The sequence below is a fragment of the Candidatus Dependentiae bacterium genome (genome assembly GCA_035445995.1).
Taxonomy (GTDB): domain Bacteria; phylum Babelota; class Babeliae; order Babelales; family Vermiphilaceae; genus DAOMRS01.
In genome coordinates this window covers 614,483-641,357 of sequence record DAOMRS010000001.1, presented here as the reverse complement: position 1 = coordinate 641,357, position 26,875 = coordinate 614,483, and the positions used below count along the sequence as shown (strand labels likewise).

25 protein-coding genes are annotated in these 26,875 nt (G+C 37.2%); 6 read left to right on the top strand and 19 right to left on the bottom strand.

Features of this window, described 5'->3' with window-relative positions:
• Nucleotides 1-33: 33 nt before the first annotated feature.
• The gene (locus PK943_03060; protein ID HRN78193.1) at nucleotides 34-1,890 is read left to right on the top strand and encodes a transketolase; all 1,857 of its coding nucleotides are present in this window, start codon (nucleotides 34-36) and stop codon (nucleotides 1,888-1,890) included.
• On the opposite strand, the gene PK943_03055 is transcribed toward PK943_03060, so the two are convergent.
• Nucleotides 1,887-2,822: a hypothetical protein gene (locus PK943_03055; GenBank protein HRN78192.1), complete on the bottom strand. Its 936-nt coding sequence runs from the start codon at nucleotides 2,820-2,822 to the stop codon at nucleotides 1,887-1,889. The two genes, PK943_03060 and PK943_03055, sit on opposite strands and share 4 nt — an antisense overlap.
• A 156-nt stretch (nucleotides 2,823-2,978) precedes the next feature.
• Here PK943_03055 and PK943_03050 point away from each other — a divergent pair, with 156 nt between their 5' ends.
• Nucleotides 2,979-3,416, top strand: a complete 438-nt coding sequence (locus PK943_03050; protein HRN78191.1) for an NfeD family protein — start codon at nucleotides 2,979-2,981, stop codon at nucleotides 3,414-3,416.
• Nucleotides 3,417-3,442: 26 nt separating this feature from the next.
• Nucleotides 3,443-4,402 carry an SPFH domain-containing protein gene (locus PK943_03045; GenBank protein HRN78190.1) on the top strand — a complete coding sequence of 320 codons (960 nt, stop codon included), beginning with the start codon at nucleotides 3,443-3,445 and terminating at the stop codon, nucleotides 4,400-4,402.
• Between the two features lie 35 nt (nucleotides 4,403-4,437).
• Here the strand turns inward: PK943_03045 and PK943_03040 are convergent, their stop codons facing one another.
• The 8 genes from PK943_03040 to PK943_03005 all read right to left on the bottom strand — a co-directional run bounded on the left by PK943_03040 (nucleotide 4,438) and on the right by PK943_03005 (nucleotide 12,810).
• On the bottom strand, nucleotides 4,438-4,647 hold the full coding sequence (locus PK943_03040; protein ID HRN78189.1) for a hypothetical protein: 210 nt from the start codon (nucleotides 4,645-4,647) through the stop codon (nucleotides 4,438-4,440).
• 438 nt (nucleotides 4,648-5,085) lie between these two features.
• A complete protein-coding gene (locus PK943_03035) occupies nucleotides 5,086-5,862 on the bottom strand; it encodes a hypothetical protein (GenBank protein ID HRN78188.1) in 777 nt (258 codons plus the stop codon).
• Between the two features lie 3 nt (nucleotides 5,863-5,865).
• Nucleotides 5,866-6,474, bottom strand: coding sequence for a hypothetical protein (locus tag PK943_03030; GenBank protein ID HRN78187.1), 609 nt, complete (start codon nucleotides 6,472-6,474; stop codon nucleotides 5,866-5,868).
• A gap of 21 nt (nucleotides 6,475-6,495) precedes the next feature.
• The gene (locus tag PK943_03025) at nucleotides 6,496-7,800 is read right to left on the bottom strand and encodes a hemolysin family protein (GenBank protein HRN78186.1); all 1,305 of its coding nucleotides are present in this window, start codon (nucleotides 7,798-7,800) and stop codon (nucleotides 6,496-6,498) included.
• Nucleotides 7,801-7,816: 16 nt separating this feature from the next.
• A complete protein-coding gene (rpoD, locus tag PK943_03020) occupies nucleotides 7,817-9,781 on the bottom strand; it encodes an RNA polymerase sigma factor RpoD (protein HRN78185.1) in 1,965 nt (654 codons plus the stop codon).
• Between the two features lie 35 nt (nucleotides 9,782-9,816).
• The gene (dnaG, locus tag PK943_03015; GenBank protein HRN78184.1) at nucleotides 9,817-11,574 is read right to left on the bottom strand and encodes a DNA primase; all 1,758 of its coding nucleotides are present in this window, start codon (nucleotides 11,572-11,574) and stop codon (nucleotides 9,817-9,819) included.
• A gap of 14 nt (nucleotides 11,575-11,588) precedes the next feature.
• Complete coding sequence (locus PK943_03010) at nucleotides 11,589-12,362, bottom strand: prolipoprotein diacylglyceryl transferase (GenBank protein HRN78183.1); 774 nt, start codon at nucleotides 12,360-12,362, stop codon at nucleotides 11,589-11,591.
• Nucleotides 12,363-12,369: 7 nt separating this feature from the next.
• Nucleotides 12,370-12,810 (bottom strand): hypothetical protein, encoded by a 441-nt coding sequence (locus PK943_03005; protein HRN78182.1) that lies wholly within the window; start codon nucleotides 12,808-12,810, stop codon nucleotides 12,370-12,372.
• Between the two features lie 156 nt (nucleotides 12,811-12,966).
• Here PK943_03005 and PK943_03000 point away from each other — a divergent pair, with 156 nt between their 5' ends.
• Nucleotides 12,967-14,247, top strand: a complete 1,281-nt coding sequence (locus PK943_03000; protein HRN78181.1) for a hypothetical protein — start codon at nucleotides 12,967-12,969, stop codon at nucleotides 14,245-14,247.
• Here PK943_03000 and mnmG read toward each other — a convergent pair.
• On the bottom strand, nucleotides 14,244-16,043 hold the full coding sequence (mnmG, locus tag PK943_02995) for a tRNA uridine-5-carboxymethylaminomethyl(34) synthesis enzyme MnmG (protein ID HRN78180.1): 1,800 nt from the start codon (nucleotides 16,041-16,043) through the stop codon (nucleotides 14,244-14,246). The genes PK943_03000 and mnmG overlap by 4 nt on opposite strands.
• 129 nt (nucleotides 16,044-16,172) lie before the next feature.
• Nucleotides 16,173-16,853, bottom strand: a complete 681-nt coding sequence (locus tag PK943_02990; protein ID HRN78179.1) for a hypothetical protein — start codon at nucleotides 16,851-16,853, stop codon at nucleotides 16,173-16,175.
• A 176-nt stretch (nucleotides 16,854-17,029) separates the two neighbouring features.
• Between PK943_02990 and mraY the strand changes: the two genes are divergently transcribed.
• Nucleotides 17,030-18,094 carry a phospho-N-acetylmuramoyl-pentapeptide-transferase gene (mraY, locus tag PK943_02985; protein HRN78178.1) on the top strand — a complete coding sequence of 355 codons (1,065 nt, stop codon included), beginning with the start codon at nucleotides 17,030-17,032 and terminating at the stop codon, nucleotides 18,092-18,094.
• On the opposite strand, the gene PK943_02980 is transcribed toward mraY, so the two are convergent.
• Nucleotides 18,075-19,391, bottom strand: coding sequence for an APC family permease (locus PK943_02980; protein ID HRN78177.1), 1,317 nt, complete (start codon nucleotides 19,389-19,391; stop codon nucleotides 18,075-18,077). The genes mraY and PK943_02980 overlap by 20 nt on opposite strands.
• Before the next feature lie 137 nt (nucleotides 19,392-19,528).
• Between PK943_02980 and PK943_02975 the strand changes: the two genes are divergently transcribed.
• Nucleotides 19,529-20,296 carry a hypothetical protein gene (locus PK943_02975; GenBank protein ID HRN78176.1) on the top strand — a complete coding sequence of 256 codons (768 nt, stop codon included), beginning with the start codon at nucleotides 19,529-19,531 and terminating at the stop codon, nucleotides 20,294-20,296.
• On the opposite strand, the gene PK943_02970 is transcribed toward PK943_02975, so the two are convergent.
• From PK943_02970 to PK943_02940, 7 genes are all read right to left on the bottom strand, one after another.
• Nucleotides 20,211-20,954 carry an RNA methyltransferase gene (locus PK943_02970; protein HRN78175.1) on the bottom strand — a complete coding sequence of 248 codons (744 nt, stop codon included), beginning with the start codon at nucleotides 20,952-20,954 and terminating at the stop codon, nucleotides 20,211-20,213. The two genes, PK943_02975 and PK943_02970, sit on opposite strands and share 86 nt — an antisense overlap.
• Nucleotides 20,955-21,001: 47 nt before the next feature.
• Nucleotides 21,002-21,991, bottom strand: coding sequence for a hypothetical protein (locus tag PK943_02965; GenBank protein ID HRN78174.1), 990 nt, complete (start codon nucleotides 21,989-21,991; stop codon nucleotides 21,002-21,004).
• A gap of 78 nt (nucleotides 21,992-22,069) precedes the next feature.
• A complete protein-coding gene (gene tgt, locus PK943_02960; GenBank protein ID HRN78173.1) occupies nucleotides 22,070-23,209 on the bottom strand; it encodes a tRNA guanosine(34) transglycosylase Tgt in 1,140 nt (379 codons plus the stop codon).
• Between the two features lie 88 nt (nucleotides 23,210-23,297).
• Entirely contained in the window at nucleotides 23,298-23,966 is a 669-nt protein-coding gene (locus PK943_02955) for a queuosine precursor transporter (protein ID HRN78172.1), read from the bottom strand.
• A gap of 218 nt (nucleotides 23,967-24,184) precedes the next feature.
• Entirely contained in the window at nucleotides 24,185-24,829 is a 645-nt protein-coding gene (locus PK943_02950) for a hypothetical protein (GenBank protein HRN78171.1), read from the bottom strand.
• 47 nt (nucleotides 24,830-24,876) lie between these two features.
• Entirely contained in the window at nucleotides 24,877-25,860 is a 984-nt protein-coding gene (murB, locus tag PK943_02945; GenBank protein HRN78170.1) for a UDP-N-acetylmuramate dehydrogenase, read from the bottom strand.
• A 6-nt stretch (nucleotides 25,861-25,866) separates the two neighbouring features.
• The gene (locus tag PK943_02940; protein HRN78169.1) at nucleotides 25,867-26,805 is read right to left on the bottom strand and encodes a rhodanese-related sulfurtransferase; all 939 of its coding nucleotides are present in this window, start codon (nucleotides 26,803-26,805) and stop codon (nucleotides 25,867-25,869) included.
• Nucleotides 26,806-26,875: the final 70 nt, after the last annotated feature.

Here is a 26,875-nt window from a genome sequence, read left to right as displayed (position 1 = left end):
ATTACCACCACTTTCAAAAAAGGAATTTAAAAAATGAATTACGAAAAACAAAAATTTTTAGAACATAAAGCATATAATCTCCGTAAAAATTCAATTTTGTTACCCAGTTATGCAGGCTCAGGCCATCCTACTACGTGCTTGTCAGCTGCAGACATAGTAGCAACATTGTTTTTTGATATAATGCGATACGACCCGGACAATTTTGAAAATCCAAATAATGATCGATTTATTCTTTCCAAAGGACATGCATCAGCTTTGCTCTATGCTGTGTGGCATGAGCTGGGTAAAATCACTGATGCACAGATGAAAACATATCGTGATATTAACTCATCATTGGAAGGGCATCCAACGCTTCGATTTAAGTATACTGAAGCGGCAACTGGTGCATTGGGTATTGGTCTTTCTATAGGACTTGGTGAAGCACTTAATGCAAAACTTGATGCACGTGATTACTATACCTATGTATTACTTGGTGACGGCGAGCTTGCAGAGGGTGCAATCTGGGAAGCAGCAGAGCTAGCGGCTTATTATAAAGTTGACAATCTGATTGCGATAGCTGATATTAATCGGCTTGGTCAAACAGGGGCAACAATGTATGGGTATCATGTACAAAAATATGTAGATAAATTTGAAGCATTTGGGTGGCAGACTTTTTTGGCAGATGGACATAATGTAGTTGACATGGCACAGGTGTTAACTCAAGCAAAAGAAGTTACTGGCAAACCGAGTATTATTATTGCAAAAACTATCAAAGGTCGTGGTGTTGATTTTGCACAAGATGAGAATGGCTATCATGGCAAGCCATTTTTGCAAGATGAATTACAACGTGCATTGCATGAGCTGGAACATAACTATCAAGTAGCTGCTACCTATACTAATGATATTGCATGGCAACCACACATGCCAAAACAAGAGAAGCCACTTGAGCAAAAAAAAGCTGCCAAAATGCCCACTCCTTCATATAGAATCGAAGAAAAAATTCCTACACGCAAGGCATATGGTCAAGCTTTGGCGGTTTTGGGAACGGTAAACCAAAATGTTGTTAGTCTTGATGGAGATGTGAAAAATTCTACCTATGCAGAATTATTTGAGGCGGTGCATCCTAAACGTTTTATTGAGTGCTTTATTGCTGAACAAAACATGGTTGGCATGGGTATTGGTTTTGCACGACGTGGTAAGTTACCATTTATTTCTACTTTTGGTGCATTTATGACACGTGCACATGATCAAATTCGTATGGCGGCAATTGGACAATCAACTATCAAGTTAATCGGTTCGCATGCAGGTATATCCATTGGGCAAGATGGACCATCACAAATGGGCTTGGAAGACATTGCTATGATGCGTGCGTTGCCTGATTCCATTGTATTATATCCATCCGATGCGGTAAGTACCTATAAATTACTTGAACAAATGGCAAACTATAATGATGGCATTAGTTATATGCGTACTACTCGCATGGCAACGCCAGTGCATTATCGCAACGATGAAGAATTTCCAATAGGTGGTTGTAAGATTGTGCGTGTGAGTCAAAAAGATCAAGCATGTGTAATTGCTGCAGGTGTTACCTTAGTTGAAGCACTCAAAGCATATGAAATTTTGCAGCAACAAAATATCAACATCTGTGTCATTGATTTATATTCTATCAAGCCACTTGATACTGAAACCGTATTTCGACTTGGTCAAGCATCTAATAATTATATTATCACGGTAGAAGATCATTATATTCAAGGTGGTATTGGTGAAGCAATTGCTGCGGCTATGTGTAATACGAGTATAGAAGTTACCTCTCTGGCTGTATCTGAATTGCCACGATCAGGAAAACCGGAGGATCTACTCAGTTGGGCAGGTATTGATGCTCAATCGATAGTAAAGGCAGTGATGTATTAATGAATATTTTTTGGATACTTGGTGTATAAGCATAATAAGTTTTTAGCAAAAGGTTGATCATTGGCATTTTTATGCCATATAGTAATTTCTCTGAGCGTGCTGGGCAACAGGCGTAAAAAATATGGTTTATTGAATTCATTATGAAAAATTGCTCGCCCATTTATTTTTATTTTTGCCTGTGTTACATGTGGGTGATTAGGAAATCGCCGATGAGAAAATGGGGGAAACTTAATAGCATGCTTTGATGAGCAATGTTTCTTGCGTAATTGTGGTGCTATAATTTGTACAATATCCAAGCTTGAATATAATACGTATACATGCTCAAACATAGGACTGCCAATTAGGTCCATAGTTTTTGTTTGTACCGGGCATGCGAGCATGACGAGCGTGTCAATGATAAATGGTGTCTCATCTTCTACAGTAGCAAGATTGAGTGCCACATTACCCCCATGACTATGAGTTATTAACTGAATTTGAGGGGCGTACCCATATTCTAGTTTATATGCAGTAACAAGTTTCTTAATTTCTGCATAGAGTACACGTGCTGTTTGTGCACGGATTTCTGCATTTAATTTGCCGGACCATCCGTAGAAATAGAAGCTATCAAAGGGAAAACGTTCTGGTTCATAAATAAATAACGTATGTGCTATGTCGCGCAAATAATGATTGTCTGGAAATTCTGCGGCTTTCTTGAGTCCTGTTTTCCCATGAAATGCTTCTTGCAATGCGCGCCGCGGAAAAAAACGTGTTCCATGAATCCAAATAGTAATGGGAGGGCGTTGTTGCGTGAGCGGTGCAGTTATTGCTGGCTTGCTGAGTGTTATGGTTAATTTTCTTTTAGTTGTTTTTTGTCCGCATGAAGGTAATAGGATTAGTGTACATACTACCATGTATACTATGGAGCGTGTATGCTTTTTGTTTACCTTGTTCATGAGCTACTCTGGTTAGTGGCCCTACTTACTAATCAAAACCATAATGAATGTCAAACAGAATTGTCAACAAGTTTTGGGGACGGATATAATTTACATTTTGTCCTAAATTAATTAGTATAATAACACTTGATGTCACATCTGGGCATGGGGGTTACAATGACACAACAATTCTTTTTTTGGTTAGCAATAGCGTTTTTATTTTTACTCGGTGAGCTCGGCAATCCGGGGCTGTTTTTCTTTATTTCATTCGCATGTGGTGCATTAGTGAGTGCTGTGGTAAGTTTTTGGACTGCTGCACTTATCATACAAATGACTATATTTTTAGTTATTACCGTCATAAGTATCATACTATTACGCACGTTGCTTTCTTCTTATACACAGGTGCAGATAGAGCGTCATTATTATAGTAATGTTGATGCACTGGTAGGCAAAAAAGCGTTGGTAATAAAAACAATTAAACCGGATCAGGCTGGCCAAGTAAGAATACAAGGAGAAATATGGGCTGCGCGTGCCGATATAGAGATTGCAAGTAATACACATGTAGAAATTGTTGCCGTACGTGGAGCTCATGTACAGGTCCGTATTATACACTAATAATATTTCATCGAAAGGCGTTAGCTATGGTAGGATTTCCAATAGGCTTTGCCATCTTTTTTTTAGTAGTATTCTTATTTTTAATTGTATTACTTATAAAATCAGTTTATCTAGTCAAGCAGGCAGAAGTTATTTTGATCGAGCGTCTAGGTAAATATCATCGTATGCTTAAACCAGGCTTACACATAGTAGTGCCATTCTTGGATAATCCACGACAAGTTATGTGGACATTTATTCAAGAAGCAGACCGTGGTCGATATTTTAGATTTAACCGTACTATTACGCGTATTGATTTACGGGAAGCGGTGTATGATTTTCCTAAGCAGAATGTGATTTCAAAAGATAATGTAACTATGGAGATTAACGCATTACTCTATTACCAAATTACCGATCCAAAAGCTGCGGTATATGAGATCAATAATTTACCCCAAGCAATAGAAAAATTAACCCAAACGACGTTGCGTGATGTTATCGGGTCTATGGATCTGGATGAAACATTGGTGTCTCGTGGACAAATTAATGAACGTCTGCGCATTGTACTTGATGAGGCAACTGACAAGTGGGGGGTAAAAGTTAATCGGGTTGAGTTACAAGAAGTTAATCCTCCCGAAGATATTCGCCATGCAATGGAAAAGCAAATGCGTGCCGAGCGTGAACGACGTGAAATGATTTTGCGTTCAGAGGGTAAAAAACGTTCTGCAATATTGGAAGCAGAAGGTGATCAAGAGTCACGTGTTTTAGAAGCAAAAGGCCAAGCAGAAGCGCGCTTGACCATTGCGCAAGCAGAGGCCGAAGCTATCCAGATGATTCAGCGTTCAGTACCGCACGGTGATCCGCTTCCTTATTTGATTGCAATGCAATATATAAAAGTGTTGCCAGAACTTATGAAGGGTAAAGATGATAAAATTATCTTAGTGCCATATGAAGCAAGTTCAATGATTGGCTCGCTAGCTAGCATGAAAAAGATATTTGAACAAGTGAAGTAAACGAAAAGCCCCGCATTATTTGATGCGGGGCTTTTTTATTTAACGAGGAATGTTTGCCGATCTTTTTTACCTTCAGGGTCTTCGTGTGACTCATGCACAAGTTCTTCATGTTCGCTAATTAGGGTATGCACGATCTCTTTGCTGTGTGTTGGCATAACGCATAAAAGCACAATAACTGATAATTTAATCAGGGTTGTCAGACCAACTAGTAGCAAAGCCATCACATGTTCTTTTGATCCTTTCATGTCATTCCCTTTCTTTATTATTTTTTCCAAACGACGTGACATATCATAGGTGTGTAACCTAATACATCTTATTTTGTGTGCATGTATCAAAAATTAAGAAACATGTCGGTGTGTTGTTAACAACAGCACGACTGCCAAATAATAGATGTGGTGCATGACCACGTAATAAAGAAAAAAGAAATAAAGATATTCTGAAGAAAAGAAAGTGAAATTAAATGGTTATTGGAGACGTTGTATTGGCCACCATACCTATCGTATGATCGCCTGCATGAGGATTTGTTTCTAGCCATTGCTTTACTCCTGGCTTAAACGGGTTTTGTGATATGAGTAGAAAACTTACTGCTTACATAAAATTTTCTACATTACGTAATTATTTCTATCACAAAACATATAAGAAAGCAATTTCAATTTAACTTTTTGTTTTTTTTACAGACAGAATTATGTGGTTTGTTTGGTATAAGTATTTATACGGTTTAACCATCCTTGCAAAAATTGTTTTTCATGTTGTGGTCCATTGTGTACGCGTTGCGTGAGTAATGTGCGCGCTGCATTTTGGAAAGCAATTAATGGATCAATATTTTGTGTTTGTGTGTTCATATGTTCAAGGACTTGTAGCAATCCCCATCCTTGTTCTTTATACCGTTCTTTTTTATTAGTACCATCGCCTTTAAAATTTATGTAATCAATGAGTGCATATAGCCCATTACTTGATTGTGCTACACGATTGAACTGTTTTTTTATAGCAGCTCGTTTGTTCTTGGGTGTAGCTTGCAATAAAATGGGAAGTGATTGTTCTAGTCGTTGTATAATAAATTGTGCTTGTATATCGACGGTATTTGCAAGCAATGTGCGTAACTCGCATAGATCAGGGTGATCTAGAGCTGCTAAAAATTCTTGCCGAGATGACCAAGGGCAGTGTTTTGCTGTTGCAAGCCATGCAGGTAACGTGATGTTATTTTTTTTGAAAAATGAAATCAGATCGGGAAATGTTTGTGTATATGGGCTCGTACAATTCTTGGGAAACCAAATAAAATGACCAATTCCCATTGAAGGAAATTCTTCTGCTTTATTCCAAAATGTAAGTCCATCAATGGAGCCATTACATTCATTATGCCAGATGCGTTTACCAATTTGTAATGCATCTTGCTTTGAAACATGTACAGCAAGTAGTGCAGGTGCATAGAATACATATAAAAAAAGTAATGCTATATGCATATTTTACCTTTTAATACGTTTTATTTCTTGTTCTATGTCAGGTGTAATGGTATGTATGTACTGTATAAGTGTATCATTATTATTTAAGATATTTGGATCATGTTTTGCAACTTCAAGAATGATGCCAAGTACATTAAAAAATATACTCGTAACGTAGGGCAGTGAAAGTTTTTCATTTACTACTGCTAGGGCCAGCGCGTGTTCAATAATTTGTGCAATATGACTAACTACAATTTTTGGATTGGTCTCGTCTATAGTATTAGTATATTGTTCGAGATCAATTTCTATAGAATAAATACTTCTAACGGTTGGCGAAATATCATGCGCATATTGTGTTACAGCGTGAGAGTCAATTTCAGATATACTGATGCTTCTGTGTTGTGCAATTTGTAGTACTATACCCAATATATTGGCAAAAATACCGGCTACATGTGGACCAACGTTATGTTTGTCTTCTGCCATTACTACTGCATGTTCAACAATGTTTGCAATATGACCAACTACAATTTGAGGATTTGGACTACCAAGGTCATTTGTACTAATATCAATTTCTGCTGCAATCAGGGGAGGTGAGGCAAGAATGCATATTAATAAGACATAAGATCGCTTCATACTTTGTCCTTTTTACTACTTTTATTCCTTATTATTTTCTGCAAAAATTAATACTTGTCGTACACGCTTAGGGCTTGCTTTTTGAATTTGAAAATAGAAATGTTTGTACAACAACCGCTCGCCTTTTTTAGGTAGATGCTGCAGATGTTCAGTTAAAAAACCGCCAAGAGTGACTGATTCTTCTGATTCAAGACTTATATTTAATAATTCTTCAACATCTTCTAGTGGTATACTTGCATCTACAAGCCAACCACCTTCTTGGAGTGCAATAATTTTTTCACTGATTAGTTCATGCTCGTCACTAATTTCTCCCACAATTTCTTCCAAAATATCTTCGAGGGTAATAAGGCCAGTCATGCTGCCGTGTTCATTAATAACTATAGCAATATGCATATGCTTTTGTCGTAATTCGCGTAGAAGCTGATTGATCTTGACAGTCTCGGGGATGAATATAATAGGGCGCATAAGCTCTGCAATTGATTTGACTTCGTGCTTATACAACATTTCAAAAAGATCTTTTTGGTGTAACATGCCTACAATATTTTCAGGCTTGTCTTCATATACAGGTAAGCGAGTATATCGATAGGTTGAGAATATATCGCGTGCATTGTTAATGGATGCATCTATAGAAATAGACACAATGTCGGTTGCAGGAACCATGATCTCTTTGACTGGTGTATACCCTAATTCAAAAATATTTTCTAACATTTCTGTTTTTTCGGGTTCAATCAAACCTTTTTCATGCGTATAACGGATCAGGAATTGTACCTCTTGTTCTGAAGAAATCCATTCACTGCCGGTAAATGCTTGTTTGCCACTCAGCTGATACACAATGGCATTCGAAAAATTGAGCAATGTGGTAACGAGAGGACTTAGTAAGCGATACATGAGTGCCAGTAGCCAAAGCATATTTTTGAAAATACGCTCGCCACGACCGTGTCCCTTTGCAAGATTTTTTGGAATAATTTCACCAAAAATAATGATGGCTATGGAAGCAAATGCAATACCTGCAGAAAAGCCAAGACCACTTGAAAGATTGAATCGTGCAAAGATGGTTTCCATGATGCCGGTTGCTAATGCGGCAGATGTTACATCAGCAATACTACTCATAATGAGGGTAGTAATTAATACTCGATGGGGTGTTTTTTCCAATGCCTGAAACAGGAAATTGTACTTGCTGCCGGTTGCTTGCGATAATTCCTTAATTTTAAATAACCGCATTGCAGTAATGCTGGTTTCTATAAATGCAAATACTGCACGTATAGCCAGGGCACCTATAAAACAAATTATAGGTGTCCATAATTCTGTCAGTAAAGGTTGTTCCATGATTATTGATTACCTATTATTCATCGCTATCATCTATGTCATCATCTTCATATGCTATATCATCTGCTTGTTTATCTTCTAGTTTTTTTTCTAATAATGCAAGCAATCTTTTACTACGGGACGGATGACGTAATTTGCGCAATGCTTTGACTTCTATTTGACGAATACGTTCACGGGTAACTGAGAAATCTTTACCAACTTCTTCTAAGGTATGTTCTGACGCATAATCTATACCATAGCGCATTTTGATGACTTTTTCTTCACGAGGAGTTAATGTTTTGAGTTCTTCTCGTACACCTTCACGCAGATCATTGTGACCAGCAGTTTCTGACGGTGAAAATTCATTTTCATTTTCTATAAAGTCTTTGATAAATGCATCTTCACTATCGCCTACTGGTGTCTCAAGAGATATAGGTTCTTTTGAAATTTTGATGATATTTTTAATTTTCTTTTCATCCAGATTCAGTTCTTTTGCTAATTCAGCATATGTTGGCTTGCGGCCTTCTTTTTGGTGATACGTACGTTCAATTTTATTGATTTTATTGAGTGTTTCAACCATGTGAACTGGAACACGAATGGTACGTGATTGGTCTGCAATAGCACGGGTAATTGCTTGGCGAATCCACCAGGTAGCATACGTAGAAAATTTATATCCGCGTTCGAATTCAAATTTTTCTACCGCCTTCATGAGACCAATATTACCTTCTTGAATCAAGTCAAGGAAGTGTAAACCGCGATTGACATATTTCTTTGCAATATTTACTACCAAGCGTAAGTTAGCTTTGGCCAAGTCATCCTTAGCTCGCTTATCCATGGCTTGGCTGATGAGCAATTGCTTATAGCGCTCCATCATAGTATCACGTGGAAGTCCGGCTTCTACTTCTAACTTCTTAATAGCTTTATGCGCAACACGGATACTTGTTTCAAGTTCTTCAATAACGCGTTTGTCTTGTTCTGTTGGTTTTTTAATTGCTAAATATGGTTCCAGCTGTTCTTGACATACTTTTATGAGCTCTTCTTTTTCTTCAATCTTTTTGACATGTTTTTCTAAACGTTTGGTCAGACGTTTGATGAGCTTATTAGATAATTTAATAGAGCGAATAGTTTCGCCTATAGCTTCTTTATTTTCTTTTACTTTGGCAAGCATCTCGTTCTTTTTTGCTTGCGAATCTAGGTTGCCACGATACGATTGATAAATCGCATCTTCGTTTTCGATTAATTTTTCTATTTTTTTAATAGTTTTAAGTAAATCTGTTTTTTCTTCTTCTATCTTAGGCAAATTTTCTTCATCAAATTCAGAAAATTGGATAACATCTTTAAGCGGTATAATATTTTTTTCTAATTTATCTGCTAAGACAACAAATTCTTTATATAAAAATGGAAAACGAGAAATAGAATCAATAGATCGTTCTTTGCTGCGTGCAATTTTTTCTGCAATGTCTGTTTCAGTTTTTTTGTTTAGTAATGGTATTTTACCTATATCACGCAGGTATGATTTTACACTGTCAGCAATTTGTGCAGAGGTAGTTTGTTTTGCTTCAATACGTTCTTCATCATCACTATCTTCAGCAACTTCTTCTTCATCCTCATCAAGGTCATCCTCTACTTCGAGAGTAGTCGTAACCTTTGCAGCAGGTGCTTCGTGTGGTTCAAAATCTATGTCACCACTTGCCTCAAGATCTTCTTGCGACATTAATTCAATATGTTCTTTTTCGATTAGCTCTTGGAGCTCATCGGCTTCTTTATCGCTTAAATTCTGCTCATCACTGAAGATAACAAGTTCTTCAAAAGTAAGAACACCTTCTCTTTTGCCGCGTTCTATCAACTCTTGAATGAGTTCTTTTTTCAAATCAAGATCTTTTGCTTTTTTAGTAATAGTACTGGCAGTCGATGACTTTTTAGTGCTCGTTTTAGCGACTACCTTCTTTGCAGAGGGTTCTTTTTGAGAAGAACGAGTAGTTTTTGTCTTTTTGATTGCCATGGTTTATACATACCTTTTTAGGTTAATGGGTTTTCTTATTTTGAAGAAGAAGCTATAAGTTGTTGTTGTAAATGTACAAAATCTTGCATAAGTTTTTTTACTTGTTCTTTATTGCCACTTTGTTTTGCTTGTGCAATTCTGGTTTTTATATCCTGTACAATAACTTTCCATTGTTTTTTTTGCAGTTGGTATACAAGTTGTTCAAATGCTATTTGATCAATTGATGCAGTGCGCTCAAGTAATAAGCCGCTGACGTATTCTTTTTCATGATCAGATAACATATCAAAAAACTGGGTGAAATGTACCTTGCCTTCTGCTGATTGGGCATGCTGTAATTTTTTCAGGATGGTTCGCAGGGGTTCCGGCATATATTCAATAATGGCCAACATACGCTCATTTGTACAAAATTCCGTATTATGCAGTATAGCACAAAAGAGCCTTTTTTCTAGTATTGGTAGGGTTTTTCCATCATCCCCGATAATTTCTTCTGTCTGATCTAGAGCAGGCAAAGGACGGCTATGGATACGCCCTAATTCATGTAGTAATGACTCAAAAGGCATGTCAAATATCTTTGCCGCTTTTTGTAGGAGCATATCCTGCTTTAGACGGTCATCTATATGCTGAATTATTTCTAAAAATTCTCTGATTTTTTCTACTTTTTTATTCAGGGGTAATGAAGTAAATTCTTTACCTTGGGTATGCAGAAAAAAATGGAAAATATTTTGTGAAGTGCCGATTAATGGCCCCAAAGACTTATGGGTTAATAAATATGATGCAGGGTCATCTTTGGCCGGTAGCGTAATAACATGAAGCTCCATGCTTACCTGCCAGCAAAGCTCAGTGAGCCGTAGAATTGCTTTTTGACCAGCATGGTCCCCATCATATAAAACGTATAATTTTTGGGCGTAACGAGACAGGGTTTTCAGGTGTTGTGCAGTACAAGCGGTCCCAAGAGTTGCTATGGTATTTGGATATCCATGTTGTACCATTGCCATACAATCGGTATATCCTTCTACCAGGAAAGCGGTATCTGTTTTTTGAATAGCTTCTTTTGCTAAATCAAGTCCAAATAAAAGGGAACCTTTTACAAAAAAGTCATTTTCTCGTGAATTGTAATATTTTGGGCGTTCATCGTCTAATTTAAAGGTTCTACCACCAAATCCACAAAATCTACCCAAATGGTCCTTAATAGGGAATATAAGGCGTTCTTCAAAGGGTGAATAAAGGACTGTTTTACCCTGGCTAATGATGTGTGCTTCGATTAAATCATGAGGTAACGTATTGTGTTGTTTCATCCAGTCAATAAAGTGCTTAATACTCTGGAGTCCACCCGGAAAATAGCCCAACGTGAAATAATTGATATGGTTTATATCAAAACCTCGCATGCGTATATAATTGAGCAAAGATTCATTTTTTTGTAATTGCTCGTGGCACCATATTGCCATGTATTTGCACAGCTCAAAATAATGATTTCGCTCATTGGTAGCAATGGCAGATGTTTGTGCAGAAAGAGAAGCTGGTAGCTCTAGATTATAGCGGTCGGTTAAATGTTTTGCAGCTTCAAGTTGTGAGCAGTTTTCTATTTTGGATATAAACGTAATAACATCACCACCGACATGGCACCCAAAGCAATAAAAAATTTCTTTGTGTGGGCTGACGGTAAAAGATGCTGTTTTTTCATGATGGAATGGGCAGTGCCCTTTCCAATAGCCACCAGCTTGTTTGAGTGTGGCATATTCTTGCGTAACATCGAGAATAGAAATGTGTTCTTTGATAAAGGTAAATATATTCATATAATTTAAGAATATTATTTTTTTCTACTGATGAAAAGAAAAGCGCAACATGCGGCAAATATAATCCCTAATGCAACCCATTGGTTGACTGAAAAATCTGCTAGCATGGGTGATGCAAAAAAGGTACGGTCATCTCGCCAAAAATCAACCAAAAACCGTTCGAGACTGACAAACAAAAGATAAGAACAAAGTAATTGACCAGGCTTGGTAAACACTCGTTGCAAAACAAAATACTGCAGGGTAAATATACCAAGTAATGCCAAGCTATTATACAGCTGTGTTGGATGGATATACACATGAAGAGGGGCAGAAGATTGTATATCCGTATAAAGTACGGCCCATGGTACATTGGTTGCTACCCCATAGCAACAGCCAGCACAAAAACAGCCAATACGAGAGATCGATTGAAGCAATGGAGCATATATAGATACCAAGTCAAGAAATGGTAGCACTGGTATTTGTAAATAACGCAACAATACGGGTAACATGATGCAAATGGCAATAATACATCCAAGAATAGAAAAGCCTCCTTGCCAGTAGGCAAAAAATTCACCAATGTTTGTAACGCCTCCTGGTTCTGTCAGGGTGTATAACAGGCGTCCTCCAAATACACCGGTAATAATACTTACGATTAAAATAGGATTAAAATATTCTTGCAAATTGAGCTTAGTGAACTGTGGATGGCGTCGAATAAGCCAGAGGAATACGAGTAACCCGAGTGCTATAAAAAGACCATAACTGTAAATTGAAAATGGTCCATAAATATGTAATAATTCGCGACGCATCATAGAGTTATCATTTCTTTGTTAATTCAGTTAGTTTGACTTCTTGTGTACTGATAGGTTGTGCATTGGTGGCATGGATACGATATGGATCGCTCCAAGATTTAAATTGAAGATCAATTGGCTTTTGTCGATCAGTAACACGGAAGGTGACTTCTTTTGCTCGTTGAATTTTACCCCAAGGAGGGTTCCATTCGTATGAATAGATTACATTGAATGTTTGTTCGGTGATATCAATAGCACTGTTTTGATCTACCTTTTTTCCATTAACGTAAATAGTGAAGTTTGTAGGGTAATGATTCATGCAATATTTACGGTATACCGTGTCTTTTGGCTCAATGTTGTTTTTTATCAAGATAGCTGGATGAGCTTGCGTGGCATGAGTAGATGATGATTCTTGTGCCAAAAGACTCAACGAGCTAAATAATAATACATATAACAACAGAAAGAACATGGCATATCCTTTTTATAACTTAATGTTTTTCAGAATACGTAAAAGATTAGTAAATTGCAATTATTACAATTATGCCTTTATATTTTATATAATAATATGGACCTTTTGTTTGTTATATTGATATAATTATTTCAAATAAGAATTTTAGGGGTTGGCATGAAAAATATAGTATATATGATAAGCGCAGGGGTATTGCTTGTATCTCCAGCAATTGGTATGAAGCGCCCAAATAGTGGGATGCCAGAGGGTCAAGGGGTATTAAAAAAGCTACGTATTCAGCAAACAGAGCGGTATCCTATAAAGTTAATAGATAATGCGAGTGGTAATTACACCTACATAGATGCTGAATTATTTCCTTTCGTCGAGCAGCAGTTAGAGGGTTCAGAGGAAATACGTGTTAATTATTCTTATGATATTTTCCCTTTGTTTAAAGAAATGTTGCGTATATGGCATTTGGCGGATCTAGTTGGTCTTGGTCATTATGAGACTACCAAGTTATCTCGACGTTGTGTTTCGAGTGCAGTGATTGATCCTCATATGGTTGATGTGATACAAAGTCCTGAGCTTCTTGTACAAACTATTAAAATGCTGGATTACTTTTCTTTTGCCGGTATAGAACCTGTTATCAAAGGTATAGTGGCAAAATACGCACATATATTAGTTGATTCTCCAGAGCCTATAACGGTTCTCGATTTGCCGCAGCCATATAATGAGGAACTTGCAAAATATTATTACTTACTATCTGGAGGCAAAGAATTACCAGAAATAGAACATCCTGGATATTCAATAGATGAGTTAATTGACTCTCTTGAGTTTAATAGACTAAAGCCGGAAAATCGTATAAATCCTGATAGATTTATACCACGTGAACGTATTGTAGATGGTCAAAGGGTGGTTTATTATGCAGTGGTATTAAGAAATCTTAAGTTACGTTCAGTAGAAGGATTGGATAGATTATTAAAACTAAAGAAAATTCGAAATACACAGCTAAATGGGTTGAATCTGAGTGACAATCAATTGGTATCTCTGCCAGATGAATTTATATCCAATCAGCCAGGACCAGATAATAGGCCTTATTATTATCCACGTTTAGAACAACTTATGTTAGAGAATAATCAACTTACCAGATTACCGGATGATTTTTTACATAACGCTAGCATAATAACGGAATTATATATGGATGATAACAAATTGGAAACATTACCGGCTCATTTTTTATCAAATGCTCCGCGATTGAAAGATTTAGATGTAAGCTCTAATAGGATAACCAGTTTGCCTGCTGATTTTCTGCATAATAGTCCGGAATTAGAGTTTCTTTTTTTAGATAACAATCAATTATCGCTGCAAGAAATCCAATTATTGCGTAATCGCTCACCACAAGCTGCATATGCTATAGATAAAGCTACAGAAGTTTCAGACGAAAACCCAGAAGATTAATTACGTCTTTTAATGGTGCATATAAGCAATGAAACTGCGGCCGGTGTCATGCCGGGAATCAAACTTGCTTGAGCAATGGTGGCTGGTTGGTGTTTGCTCAGTTTCTGTTGCAATTCAATAGAAAGGCCAGGTAGGTCTTTATACGCAAAGTTTACCGGTATTTTTAATGCTTTGTATTGTTCTCTACGTTCTACTTCTTTGAGCTCTCGTTCAAGATATGGTGCATAGCGCAATTGTGCGTGAATAGTTTGCAGTGCACGGTCAGATAGCTGTGTGCTTGTTAAAGCTACAATTTCAGCTTTATGTGTTTGCATGTCTTCAAAAAGAGTAAGCAGATGCGTTATTGTTTTTTCTGCATAAATTTTTTGTACTGTGTCTTCTATTAATTGTTTTTCATGTACAAAATCTGCATACAATTGTTCATCAATCAAACCAAGCTGATATGCTTTTGGTGTTAAGCGTAAAAAAGCATTATCTTGTCGCAATAATAATCGCCGTTCAGCGCGTGAGGTAAACATACGATATGGTTCATCAACACCCATAGTGACTAAGTCATCAATCATGACCCCAATGTAGCTTTCAGTCCGATCCAAAATAAATTCAGGTAGGTTATGAGCTTTCAAGTGTGCATTGATGCCGGCTAGCATGCCTTGTCCTGCAGCTTCTTCATAGCCCGTTGTACCATTAATTTGTCCGGCTAGAAATAATCCTGGTACTTTTTGTACTTCGAGTGTTTGGTTAAGTTGATTAGGTAGTACAAAATCATATTCTACGGCATAACCTGCTTTGGTTATAATCGCGTGCTCAAAACCGTTAATACTACGAATATATTGTTCTTGTATATCAAGTGGTAGTGAGGTAGAAATACCATTTGGATAAATCTCATCACAGGTTTCTGTTTCAGGTTCGACAAAAATTTGATGTGAAGTTTTGTCAGGGAAACGAGCTATTTTGTCTTCGATTGATGGGCAATAACGTGGACCAATGCCAGTTATATTACCGCTATACATTGCAGATTTATTTAAATTTTCTCGAATAATTGTGTGAGTAGCTTCATTAGTACGCGTTATATAGCAAGCTCTTTTATTGACAACATTATGTGGGTAAAACTCAAACAAATAGTTGAGATTGTCATCTTCTTGTTGTTCCATTTTAGAAAAATCTAAACTTGCACGTGACAAGCGCGGTGGCGTACCGGTTTTCAGGCGTTGCATATGCAACCCAAGATTGCGCAAGCAGTCAGACAATGTAGTGACGGCTTGTTCATCGCGGCGTCCTGCAGAGTAATTATGTGTGCCAATATGGATACGACCATTCAAGAATGTGCCAGTAGTCAAAATAACTGTTGGTGCAGCAATGATAGATCCATCTTGTGTACGTACACCAGTAACTTGTTTTTGTTCATTAACGAGTACTTCTTCTACCATGCCATTGCGTAAGGATAGACTAGGCAGTGCTTCGAGCGTTTTTTTACTCAGTTGATTATAGGCTTCTTTGTCGATTTGCAACCGGAGTCCTTGTACAGCCGGACCTTTGCGGGTGTTCAGCATACGTGCTTGCAGGTAGGTCTGTGTGCAAAGTTTTGGCATTAAGCCACCTAGTGCACTTATTTCAAATACAATATGGCCCTTGCCTACACCACCAATTGCAGGATTGCAGGGCATAAGACCTATCTTATTAGTATCCAGAGTAATGAGTAATGTTTTAGAGCCCATGTTGGCTGCAGCGTGTGCGGCTTCTATGCCGGCATGACCACCACCAACAACAATGACATCATATGTGTATGCTTTGTTCATGATTGTTACCTATAAAAAAAAGATACCAGAGCAAAAAGCTCTGATATCCTTTATTGTACGTAAATTACGGTGTTCTTTCAAGCATAAGAGAAATAACCTCCATTTCCCCTAGCCTATATGAATTTATAATTATGCACATTTAATACGGTACCCAAGGCCACCGATTAATTCTGCGTATGATCTATCGTGTTGTTTACGCAAGTGAGAGATAATTGCAGTTTCATCTTTGGCAACTTTAGCTGTTAAGTCTAAGTCTACCTTGCGAAGTGCTGCTTTGAATTTTTCAAATTTTTCTTGTAACTCATTAATAGCTTTTGTAGATGTATATTTTTCTAATTGTTTCATTGCTATACCAACAGCTAATGAGTTTTTAGTTGTACGATGTTGGTTTAAAACTTGGCAAACATGTTTTGCTTTTATCAAAAGGCCAGACACAATATCATGTGCTATGGTCATAGCTTCTTTATATGGACTTGTTTGTAGCGTTGTTTTTAAGTGTTTTTCCAGCAATTGTGCATCAGCAGAAAATTTATTAACTGCATGGTTCATTTCATCGATGTACTTAGTATATGGCTTATTATTTTTTTTGCTGAAAAACTCATCAGTCCATGTCAGTGTGAATTTTACATATCCAGTTAAGTTTTCTACACAGGTATGTACATATTTTTTGACATCATCTGCTGTTTTGAGTGTTTCCGTAGCTTGAACGGTGACCTTAGTTACCTCGGCAGGATTGCTTTTTGTATATCCACCTGGGACTAAAGCCATGATTAATGCAAAAAGGTAGTTTTTCAATGTGAAAATATTCATACGATATCCCTTCCATTCCTAAATAAATCTGTTTAACGAAAGAAGTCTATTTGATACTACTTAGTGTATAGATATATCTGCCCGCGTCAAAAGCCCCCCTTCAGGCCTGTGTTCTATTGATAAAACAGGTATATTTCACTATTCTTGGAGCAGTACTTTAACTTGTGGAGAAAGTCATGTTATACCATATTTCGCATATTTTGACCCCATTTTGGTCTCCTTTGAATGTAGTGCATTATGTGAGTTTTCGGGCCATAGCCGCCCTATTGAGCTCGTTGTTGTTCTCTTTTATCATAGGGAGCTGGTTTATTGATAAATCAAAGCAATTTTTCAGATCAAAAGCTCGGGAATGGACTCCTGAGCGGCATAAGGCTAAAGATGATATGCCGACCATGGGAGGCATATTTATGCTCATGGTGGTGGTTATAAATGTATTGCTCTGGTCTGATTTGACCAATAAGCTGGTGTGGATTTTTCTGCTGAGTATATGTGCATTTGGCGCTATTGGTGGGTGGGATGATTGGTCTAAAATACGATATAGGAAGGGCATATCTGCACGAAACAAAATTATGCTACAGATAGGGGTAGCTACCGTTACCATTATGGTATGGTTATGGATAGGGCATAGCCAGACTGATATAGTATTTCCTTTTTTCAAAGCATTTCACCCTAATATTGGATGGTTTTTTGTTCCGTGGGCTGTTTTTGTTTTGGTAGGTTGTAGCAATGCAGTTAACCTGACCGATGGGCTTGATGGGCTTGCTATTACTTCATTGCTGCCTAATTTTGTTATTTTTTCTTTAATTGCGTATCTTGCGGGACATCTGCAATTTGCTTCCTATTTACATATTCCCTTTGCGGGGACGGCAGAAATAGCGGTAATCGGTGCTATGTTAATTGGTGCCTCACTTGGGTTTTTATGGTATAACGCGTATCCAGCACAAATTTTTATGGGTGATGTTGGTTCGCTTGCGCTAGGTGCGGCGCTTGCACTTATGGCATTGATGGCAAAACAAGAATTATTATTACCTATTGCAGGTGGATTATTTGTGGTAGAGGCAATTTCTGTTATAGCACAAGTATTTTCATATCGTTTTTTGGGACGTAGGATTTTAAAAATGGCACCATTACATCATCATTTTGAATTAATGGGTTGGCCAGAATCAAAAATTACCGTCCGCTTTGGGATAATTTCACTTGTATTGTGTTTATTGGCAGTGATTACTTTGAAGCTACGTTAACTGGTGCATGTTGATTACTCGTAAAGAACATAATAATACCAATTATTATTAGGCTTATAAGTGAAATAAGTGCCGTAAGTCCTGCATAGTACATTGTGTATATGCATGAGGATAACAGTAATAAACAGCTACATAAGCCAAGTGCTGGAATAAACATGTTAATACGCAATTGAGGATAATTTTTTTTTGCTGCTAGTAGTGCAAGTATGCTAAGTGTATAGGCAATTGTGCATCCAAGAGAACCAGTCAATTGTAGAGGTACCTGTGCCCCTTGAGTAACTAATAAATGTATGGTGCACACAAGTCCTTCTGTTAGTACACATAGCCATGGGATGTGATGGCGGTTTAATGAAGTAAACCATGAGCTAAAAAATAAATGTTTATGTTCTGCGAGCGTGTATATGTTCCATGTGTTACTAAAAATAATACTGTAGCTTCCACTAAGTGCAGATGAAGCAATGGCAATGTGGAACATATTGACTAGTGTTTGTGTATAAGATGCATGAGGAAATAATTTACCTATGAGCCCTGGAAATATTGAACGATAGTCTAAATAATGGAGAATATTGGGTGCAAGTGCTCCGAAAGCAACGAACTGGTATATACAGTAAATAAAAATAACAATGCCGTAAGAAATTAACACGGCACGAGATGCGTTTTTTTCTGGATTTTCAATTCTACTGCTCAATGAACAGGCGGCTTCAAATCCTAAAATGCTAAAAAGTACAAGTGGAATGGTGAATGGAATGCCTTCCCATATACGATATGATGATGAAAAATTATTTCCTTTAAATAAAAAGAGGCCAAATATGGCAAGGAAAAAAATAGGAGTCAACTTAAGAATTGTAAATATCGCCTGTAATTGGCTGCCTGTTTTAACATTCAACATATTGCATAGTATAAAGGTGCTTAAAAAACTAAAATCTAGTACAAATGGATGTAGCTGAGCCAAGAAAGGCAGTATTTTTTGTAGAAACAAAACAGATACATGGATCATGATGGTAGCTGATCCCAATTTTCCAATGAAATAACTCCATGCAGCTAAAAATCCAACAAATTGATTTATTTCTTTACTACCAAATACATAAAATCCTCCTGTCGGGTGCAAAATAAGTAATCGAGAAATTGAAAGAATGAGTGGAAGCATGATAATGCCAATAATTACATAGCTCAATACACCCAATGCTCCAGCCCATTGTGCAAGTTCTGTGGTATTAATAAAAACCCCTGCGCCAATCATAATATTGATATTGATTAAGACCGCAGCAAACAATGATAATTTGTGATGTTGTGCCATATAAAAGATCCTACAGGTAATTATTCAAGAATGTTGTGTCAGTCTAAAAATATTTTTTTTATTCAGCAAGTTTCTTACGTAAGGGCTAGCAAGTTGTAGCACGATTGTTTTAATATAAAGCGTAAGGGGGATTTTGCATGAAGAAATTATATTATATCAATTATTTGTCAATTTTGTTGTTTTTTCCTATATCCAGTATGGAAAAAAACAACAGATTTCTGGATGATTTACGATCTGCATTGGATACCGGTAACCTAATAGAAGTAGAAAATATTGTACAACAACATATCACATCTTTAAGTGCGTTTGATCAGCACTCTGTTGCAATGTCTCTTAAAGACAGTATTCAAGGATTATATGAAAGAGATACAACAATGAGAGATGATTTGAAGCATTTTTTCCCCACTATTTTTATGGGGAGTAGCGAATTATGTGCTTATATCTTGGAATCTACTCAGAGTGCGTATGAAAGTACCGATTCATATACGACTGATGAAGATTCTGAGGAATCGTCTATTACTCCGCTGGATGTTATTACACATCACATTATTGGTAATAAAAAGGATGAGCACGGGTTTTTGTTTGAAGTTAAACATAATAATATGCAAATAATTTTGGGATTAGTGATAACGGTAAGTGCCACTTTTATTGGAGGAGCTAAGTTATATACTCGTTATTATGCGTGGAAAAAAGATCAAAATCAGCCTATACCCGCAGAGTACGGTATAAAAATTACTACTCAGCAACGGCGAATATCAAATGGCATGCCAGAATTGATGAATCCGCACGTCAGACAGGTATTCAGACAGCTTGCAGAATCTATGGGGCAAACGCGAGATAAAGGGCAATGGAACCAGCAACGGCAGCGTTTAAACTTTCGGTCTTGCCGGGCATTGGTAGAGTAAGGCGTATGTCGCATTGTTGTACCCAGTCCTCGGGAATGCCATGTGCTTCATTACCGATTACTAATAAGGTGTTTTTGAGGTCAACCTCAGCAGGTGGTTGGCCATTAGATACGACAAGAGCACATAAAGATAAATTTTTTTTGTGTTGAATTAATTGATTCCAACTCATTTGAAAAATGTGTACCAGTCCAATGGTTCCGGCACTTGCATGTATAACTTTTGGACTCCATGGATCAACTCCTTCTATGACGACTACTGTTTTTTTCCCCATTGCAGCAGAGGTACGAATTAAAGTTCCCATGTTGCCTGGATCAGTTATGTGAGCTAGTACGGCTCCGGATCCTAATTGATTGAGCGGTGGTGTAGTTGGCATAACAAATACGCCAAGTATACCACTGGGGCTTTTTGTAGTGCTTATTTTTGTCATTACTTCATCAGTTACTTGCGTGATATGATCATCTGATACTAATTTTTGAGCATCTGTTAGCATAGATGTAGTGACCAATAAATTTTTAAGTTCTTGTCCTGCTTTAATCAATGTGCTGCACACACGCAATCCTTCTGCTATGAATTCTCGATGCGCCGTACGGTATTTTGTCAAATGTAATTGGGTAATATGTTTAATTATTGAATTTTGGCGAGATGAAATAGTTTTCATAGTAATAGCTCAAGTTTTTCGTAATATTTTATATATGGTTTGTTAGGTTACAAAATAATGTTGGATTTTAGTTGTGATATAAGATCATTCACTGCTGCTGATGAAATATTATTATTGAATAACAGTATAGCAAAATTATCAATGAGGGATGGTATAAAAGTAGAATGATTTCTTTTGATGAGTATAGTTATAGCTTTTTTAAGTGCTGCATAGTGTAGTAACAAATATATCTTATCAGCAGTGAAATGTTGATCGAAGAAATAGTGCATAAGAAATGGTGCATTAATGCGTGGCATGAGTTGTTTTAACCAGATTATATGAAAATTTTGGGGGGTATTAAATGTATCCATTTGCCAAATATATGATAAAGATGCATCGGGTAGCCATGCACGCCTATATAATGCTTTTGTATCAACAACATATGTTTGATCATATTTATTATATGCTATAAGTTGATTGCCACTATAAATCATGGCTTTAACATACGTATCGAGTAATGGGAATTCTGCGTGCTGAGTATAATTTTGCAGGTCGAATAAACTAATAGAGCCATTTTTACGTCCAATAGCGCATTTTGTTTCGTCAGTATGCATGCACAAAGAGGTGATGGGCGATATATTGTGTTGCCCTAACGATGCAATAGTAATGCCATCTTTTGTTTTAATTTGTATAAAAAAATGATTGTGGTTATCGTAATTGCCGGGCAACCAACGGCGGTCATTCAAGTCACGCAAAATAATGTAGTTACCATTCTTGAATGTATAAATTTTGCCAGTTTTATTTATTAATATTGGATGGCCAACTGATCGGGATGCGAGTGTTGGTATGGTAAGATATGGACAATAAAGACTAACATTGGGATCTTGCAATAGGCTTTCAATAAGATCGATAGGGAGTCTCTGCAATTGTTCTGCCGAATAATAAGTTATGTGGCGAACAATTGTTTGAGTGGCAATTTTTTTTAAACTACGTGGTTGTTGTCCGGTACATAAAAAAACTAATGTACTCAGCGTACACCATACCAGATAGCGCTTCATTACTACCCCTAACCCTTTGATATTTAGTATGAAGTAATTCTGCAAAAAAATTAAAGTAAAAAATAAAAAAGATGATTTTTAGAGTTTATTGTCAAGAATAAGCTGTCGATATTGTGCCATCAATTGGACCATGAAATGCAAATTGTGGATCGATGCAAGGGTGTGCCCTGCTTGTTCTTTTGCTTTGTGCAAGTGGTGCAAGTAGGCAAGTGTGTAGTTCTGACATGTGTAGCATGTGCAGGTTGGGTCAATAGGATTAAAATTTTCTTTATTACTCGTGTGACCAACTTTAATGTTGCCATTGAACGTGAATAGAAGTCCATGGCGAGCACATTTGGTTGGGTGAGAGCTATCGAACGTATCAATACCAAGGCCAATACATTGGGCGAGTGAAGAAGTATCACCAATACCTAGCAAGTGACTTGGTTTATCTTCTGGCAATTGAGGCATAGTGGAAGTTAGCATGTTGATCATTTCTTCACGCGTTTTGCCCAAGCTGCCACCAATGGCATAACCATTAAATGGCAATGCGCTCAAATATCGACAGCTGAGTGAACGTAAATCCTTATCGATGCCGCCATGTACCACCGCATACATTGCCTGGTTATTGGGATTGGCTAAGTGAGCATCGAGTGATCTTTTTTCCCAGCGATGGGTCCTGTGTAATGATTCGAGTAATTTTTTGTCACGGATGTGATAGGGTGGCAGTTCATCGAGCGGAATTATAATGTCTGCGCCCAAATCTTTCTGAGCTTGCACAGACGTCTCGGGAGTGAGTAAAATTTTGTCTCCGTTGCGATATGACCTGAATACGACCCCTTCTTCAGAGACCTTGAGCACGGAATTGTCATGTTTCTTCTGGCCGCTACTTTTGAGTTCACTATGAACACCTCCATACATGAGGCTGAAGACCTGGAACCCACCCGAATCGGTAATAAGTGGCATAGAACGGTTCATGAATTTATGGAGGCCACCGGCTTGTTTAACCGTTTGGCTACCTGGTTGCAGCATGAGGTGATAGGTATTGCAAAACATGAGCTGGAGGCCAATGGTATCTGCCAAAGTAGTATCAATTGCCTTGAGGGTAGCATTGGTGCCAACGGCCACAAAATTAGGTGTATCAATTATGCCATGTGGCGTATGGATACGCCCTACGCGGGCTCGTGACTTTTTGGATTGATGGATAAGTTCAAACTTGAATGGCTTGCTTGTATTCATGATTCTTTATATAACTTAATAGTTTACTTTTTATTTATAATAACATATTGCGTGGAATTTAATATATTCTTTTGGTAAAGCAAACGTGTTATTTTCCAAGTTCATGAATTTTTTTAGATAACCCTACAAATGGTGTAGCAACTATGATAGCTAGCAGTTTTATGGAGTAGCTGATTATCACGACTTCCCACAAATTGCCGATGATGCCATAAAGCCCTAGAAAGGTGAATAAAACGGTATCAAGTAGCTGGGTGATTATGATAGATGCATAGTTGCGAATAATGAGTAACCGGTTTTGCAGAGTACGCTTTAGCATTCCATACAGCATATAGTCTGCAGTTTGAGAAATTAAATAGACCGTGAACGAGGCGATTACTATACGTGGCATGAAGCCCAATATGGGAACAAAATATTGATGCATGGTGTCATCTATATGAGGAATATAAGCCAAATGGATTTGTGAAACTACCGCATAAAATACCAATAAAAAAAAATTGATCCAAATAGCTTTGCGGGTAATAGGGCGCCCATAATATTCTTGCAATAAATTTAAGCCAATTACTGAACCTATAGTAAAAGCATCAGAGCTGGTAGCGGTAAACCCAAACAAGGTAATTTGTTTAATAACAAACAGGTTGGCCAGCACACATTGTAAGCACACAAATGCAACGAGTGCTGCTTGTCCCAAATAGAGAGCTCCCAGTGCAGTCAAACTAATAAAAATAGCGTGTAAAATAAATATGAGTTCATTCATCATAATATATTAATTCAGCAGTATTGAGCGTTAATCTATTGTTACTATGGTATAAAGTTATGTGTTTTTCAAAATTTGTTACCTCAAAAAAACGGCTTGAACATGTATGGCAAACATAAATAATGCGAGGTAATTTAGTAGATTGTTGTTGCTTTGGCCTATTATATGTATGGTTATACACTTTGCCTAATACCGATAGCACAGTTTCCATACTGTAACTGTTAGAAAAAGTTAATACGTTGATGAGCATACTGAGCACATATAGTTTGATATTCATGGTGAGCAGTGGTTCCATTATTAAAATGTTGTTTTTTTGAAGCAGCTTGCATAGCGGTTATTACGTGCCAACGTCCTTTGCGGGGTCGAGCTGGTTTGGTGTGATGTTTTTTAAATTCAGTTAATTGGTATGTTTGCTGGCATGTATTGCATATGACATGCAAGCAGTTAGTAAATTTTGTGTGTTTTATTATATGTTTTTCAAATTTTTTTGCCTGAAATGTACCAGAGCAATGGCTACATATAACTTGTACATAATCAGCTAAACGATCTTTTTTTTTATGGGTTTGCAGATGTTCTGTCAGTTTGTTTTCTTGGTTAAATGCTGCATAACATCTACCGCATATGAAACTTAAAAACTCAGATGGTATAGGTATATGTATTATGACTGTATTATATTTGTCTGCGTCATAGTCAGGGGATACGTCTGATGATGATTCATGCGCAGTGCTACGAGTAATTGAAGAAATAGTTTCATCATCAGGTAATTTATCAAGTGGTATCTCTTCTTCCAGCAAATCCCAAACGGTTTCTACGTATGATGGATACGAGTCTTCGTACCAAGAGTTATCATCATGGGTACGCTTCATACCGTGTACTAAGCATGAATATGAAAGTAGAATACATAACAGATGTTTTATTGTAGTAGAGGCCATTCTTTAAATCCTATAAGTTGACATTCCGGTTGAGGTATGATTCCAAAAGAATCATATACTTTTTGTTGCATGGTTCGTGCGAGTTGGACAATATCATTGCTTGTTGCATTACCTTGATTAACAATCATATTAGCATGTTGGTATGAAACAGTAGCACCACCTATCTGTAGAGCTCCTTTGATACCAATTTTGTCCAAATAATAGGCAACATAGATCATTTTTTTATTATTACTAACCAATGTTACTTCATGTTCGTGAAAGTTTCTGAAAAAACTTCCACATGTGTGTGTTTGTGGATAACGTTGTGCGCGATGCCGTATAATTTCAATACGTCGTCCCTTTGCATAAGCGGTTTCTATGTCAGTTGCTTTTTTGAGCATGAAGGTTGCATTTACTAAGTAATAGTCTTGCGCATGTAGTTGAGATTGATCATATCCAAAGTTGAACCAATCGGGTAACACTGCTGCAGTAGCACCTGTTTGTTTGTTTATGATTTGAGCGCCAGCTAAAAATTGATCAAGTAGAAATTGAAAATAATGTAGGTTGATAAATACTGCACCGCCGATAGTGCTTGGGATGCCACTGAATTCTTCCAAGCCAATAATATTATGTTCTAGACAATACTCAATCAGTTCATGCATAGTTACACCCGCTTGGGCGTTCACCAAAACATAGGGTGCATTAGTTTGTTGAGTACTTATGTATATTTTCTTTAATTGCGGACGGATAACTAACCCGTCAAATCCATCATCACTTATTAAAATATTTGCCCCTTGCCCCAATACAAAAACTTGTAAGTTATTATCTTGTGCATAGGCAAGCGCTATTTGAAATTCTTGATCATTAGTTGGTTCGCAATAATACCGGGCAATACCGCCTGTTCTGAACCAATTTTTATCTGCTAAAGGAATATTGGTTTGAATAAATGGTTGTATTGGAGGTGGTGGTTGATTAATAATGTGCATGATTATCTAAAAAGTGCACGAAGTGCCGATTTGTACTTTAAGTGGTTTTGTACGGATAGTGACTTCTTTTTTATCAACCAAATCATAGCAAGTAGTGCTGCAACAGTTTTTTAATGTTTTAATGCATGGATCACAGGCTATATAATGTTTATTGCATTTTGTATTTACGCAATTAGTATATTCATCGTATGCTATATTGCATATGTCACAAGTTGTTAAAATATCATCGTTTATTTTGTCTGCTACGCGGCCATCAAATACATAGTTTTTACCTCGAAAAAACCCATCAGGATATTTTTCTGTATAGCGCTGTATACCACCTTTGATTTGATATACTTCTTTAGCAACATGTTTTGATTTAAGGTAACTTGTAGCACGTTCACAGCGGATACCACCGGTGCAATACATTAACACTTCTTTGTCTTTAAATTCATTCAAGTGTTCATCTAGATATTGTGGTAGTTCACGGAAATTTTGAATGTCTGGCAATATGGTTTTGGTGTTTGGAGATTCGAATCTACCAATACGCCATTCATAATCATTACGAGTATCGAGAATAATTAAGTTATCCGGGTGCTTTTTAATAAGTTCATGTACTTCATCTGGGGTCAGATGTTTGCCCCCATCAGCAGGAGTAATTTTTTCAGGATCCACACCAAGATGAACTATTTCATTGCGGACTGTGACATATAATCGTGGGAAGTACTCAGCGCCACCGTGTGCTTCTTTAAAGTCGATACCATCAAATAACGGATGGCCATTCATGATTTCCTTGTATTTATCGGTATTTTCTACGGTACCACCCAGGGTTCCATTGATTCCCTCATGGCCAAGCAAGATTCGGCCTGTTAAGCCTAGTTCTTTGCAAACCTTTTTTTGCCATTTAAGGATTTGTTTTGGGTATTGGATGTGTACATATTTATAAAAAAGTAGAATTTTTCCCATGATTATTGCCCTTTAGAAAAAGATACCTCGGTAAAACCAGTATAACACGAGGTTTTTAATGCGCCAATAA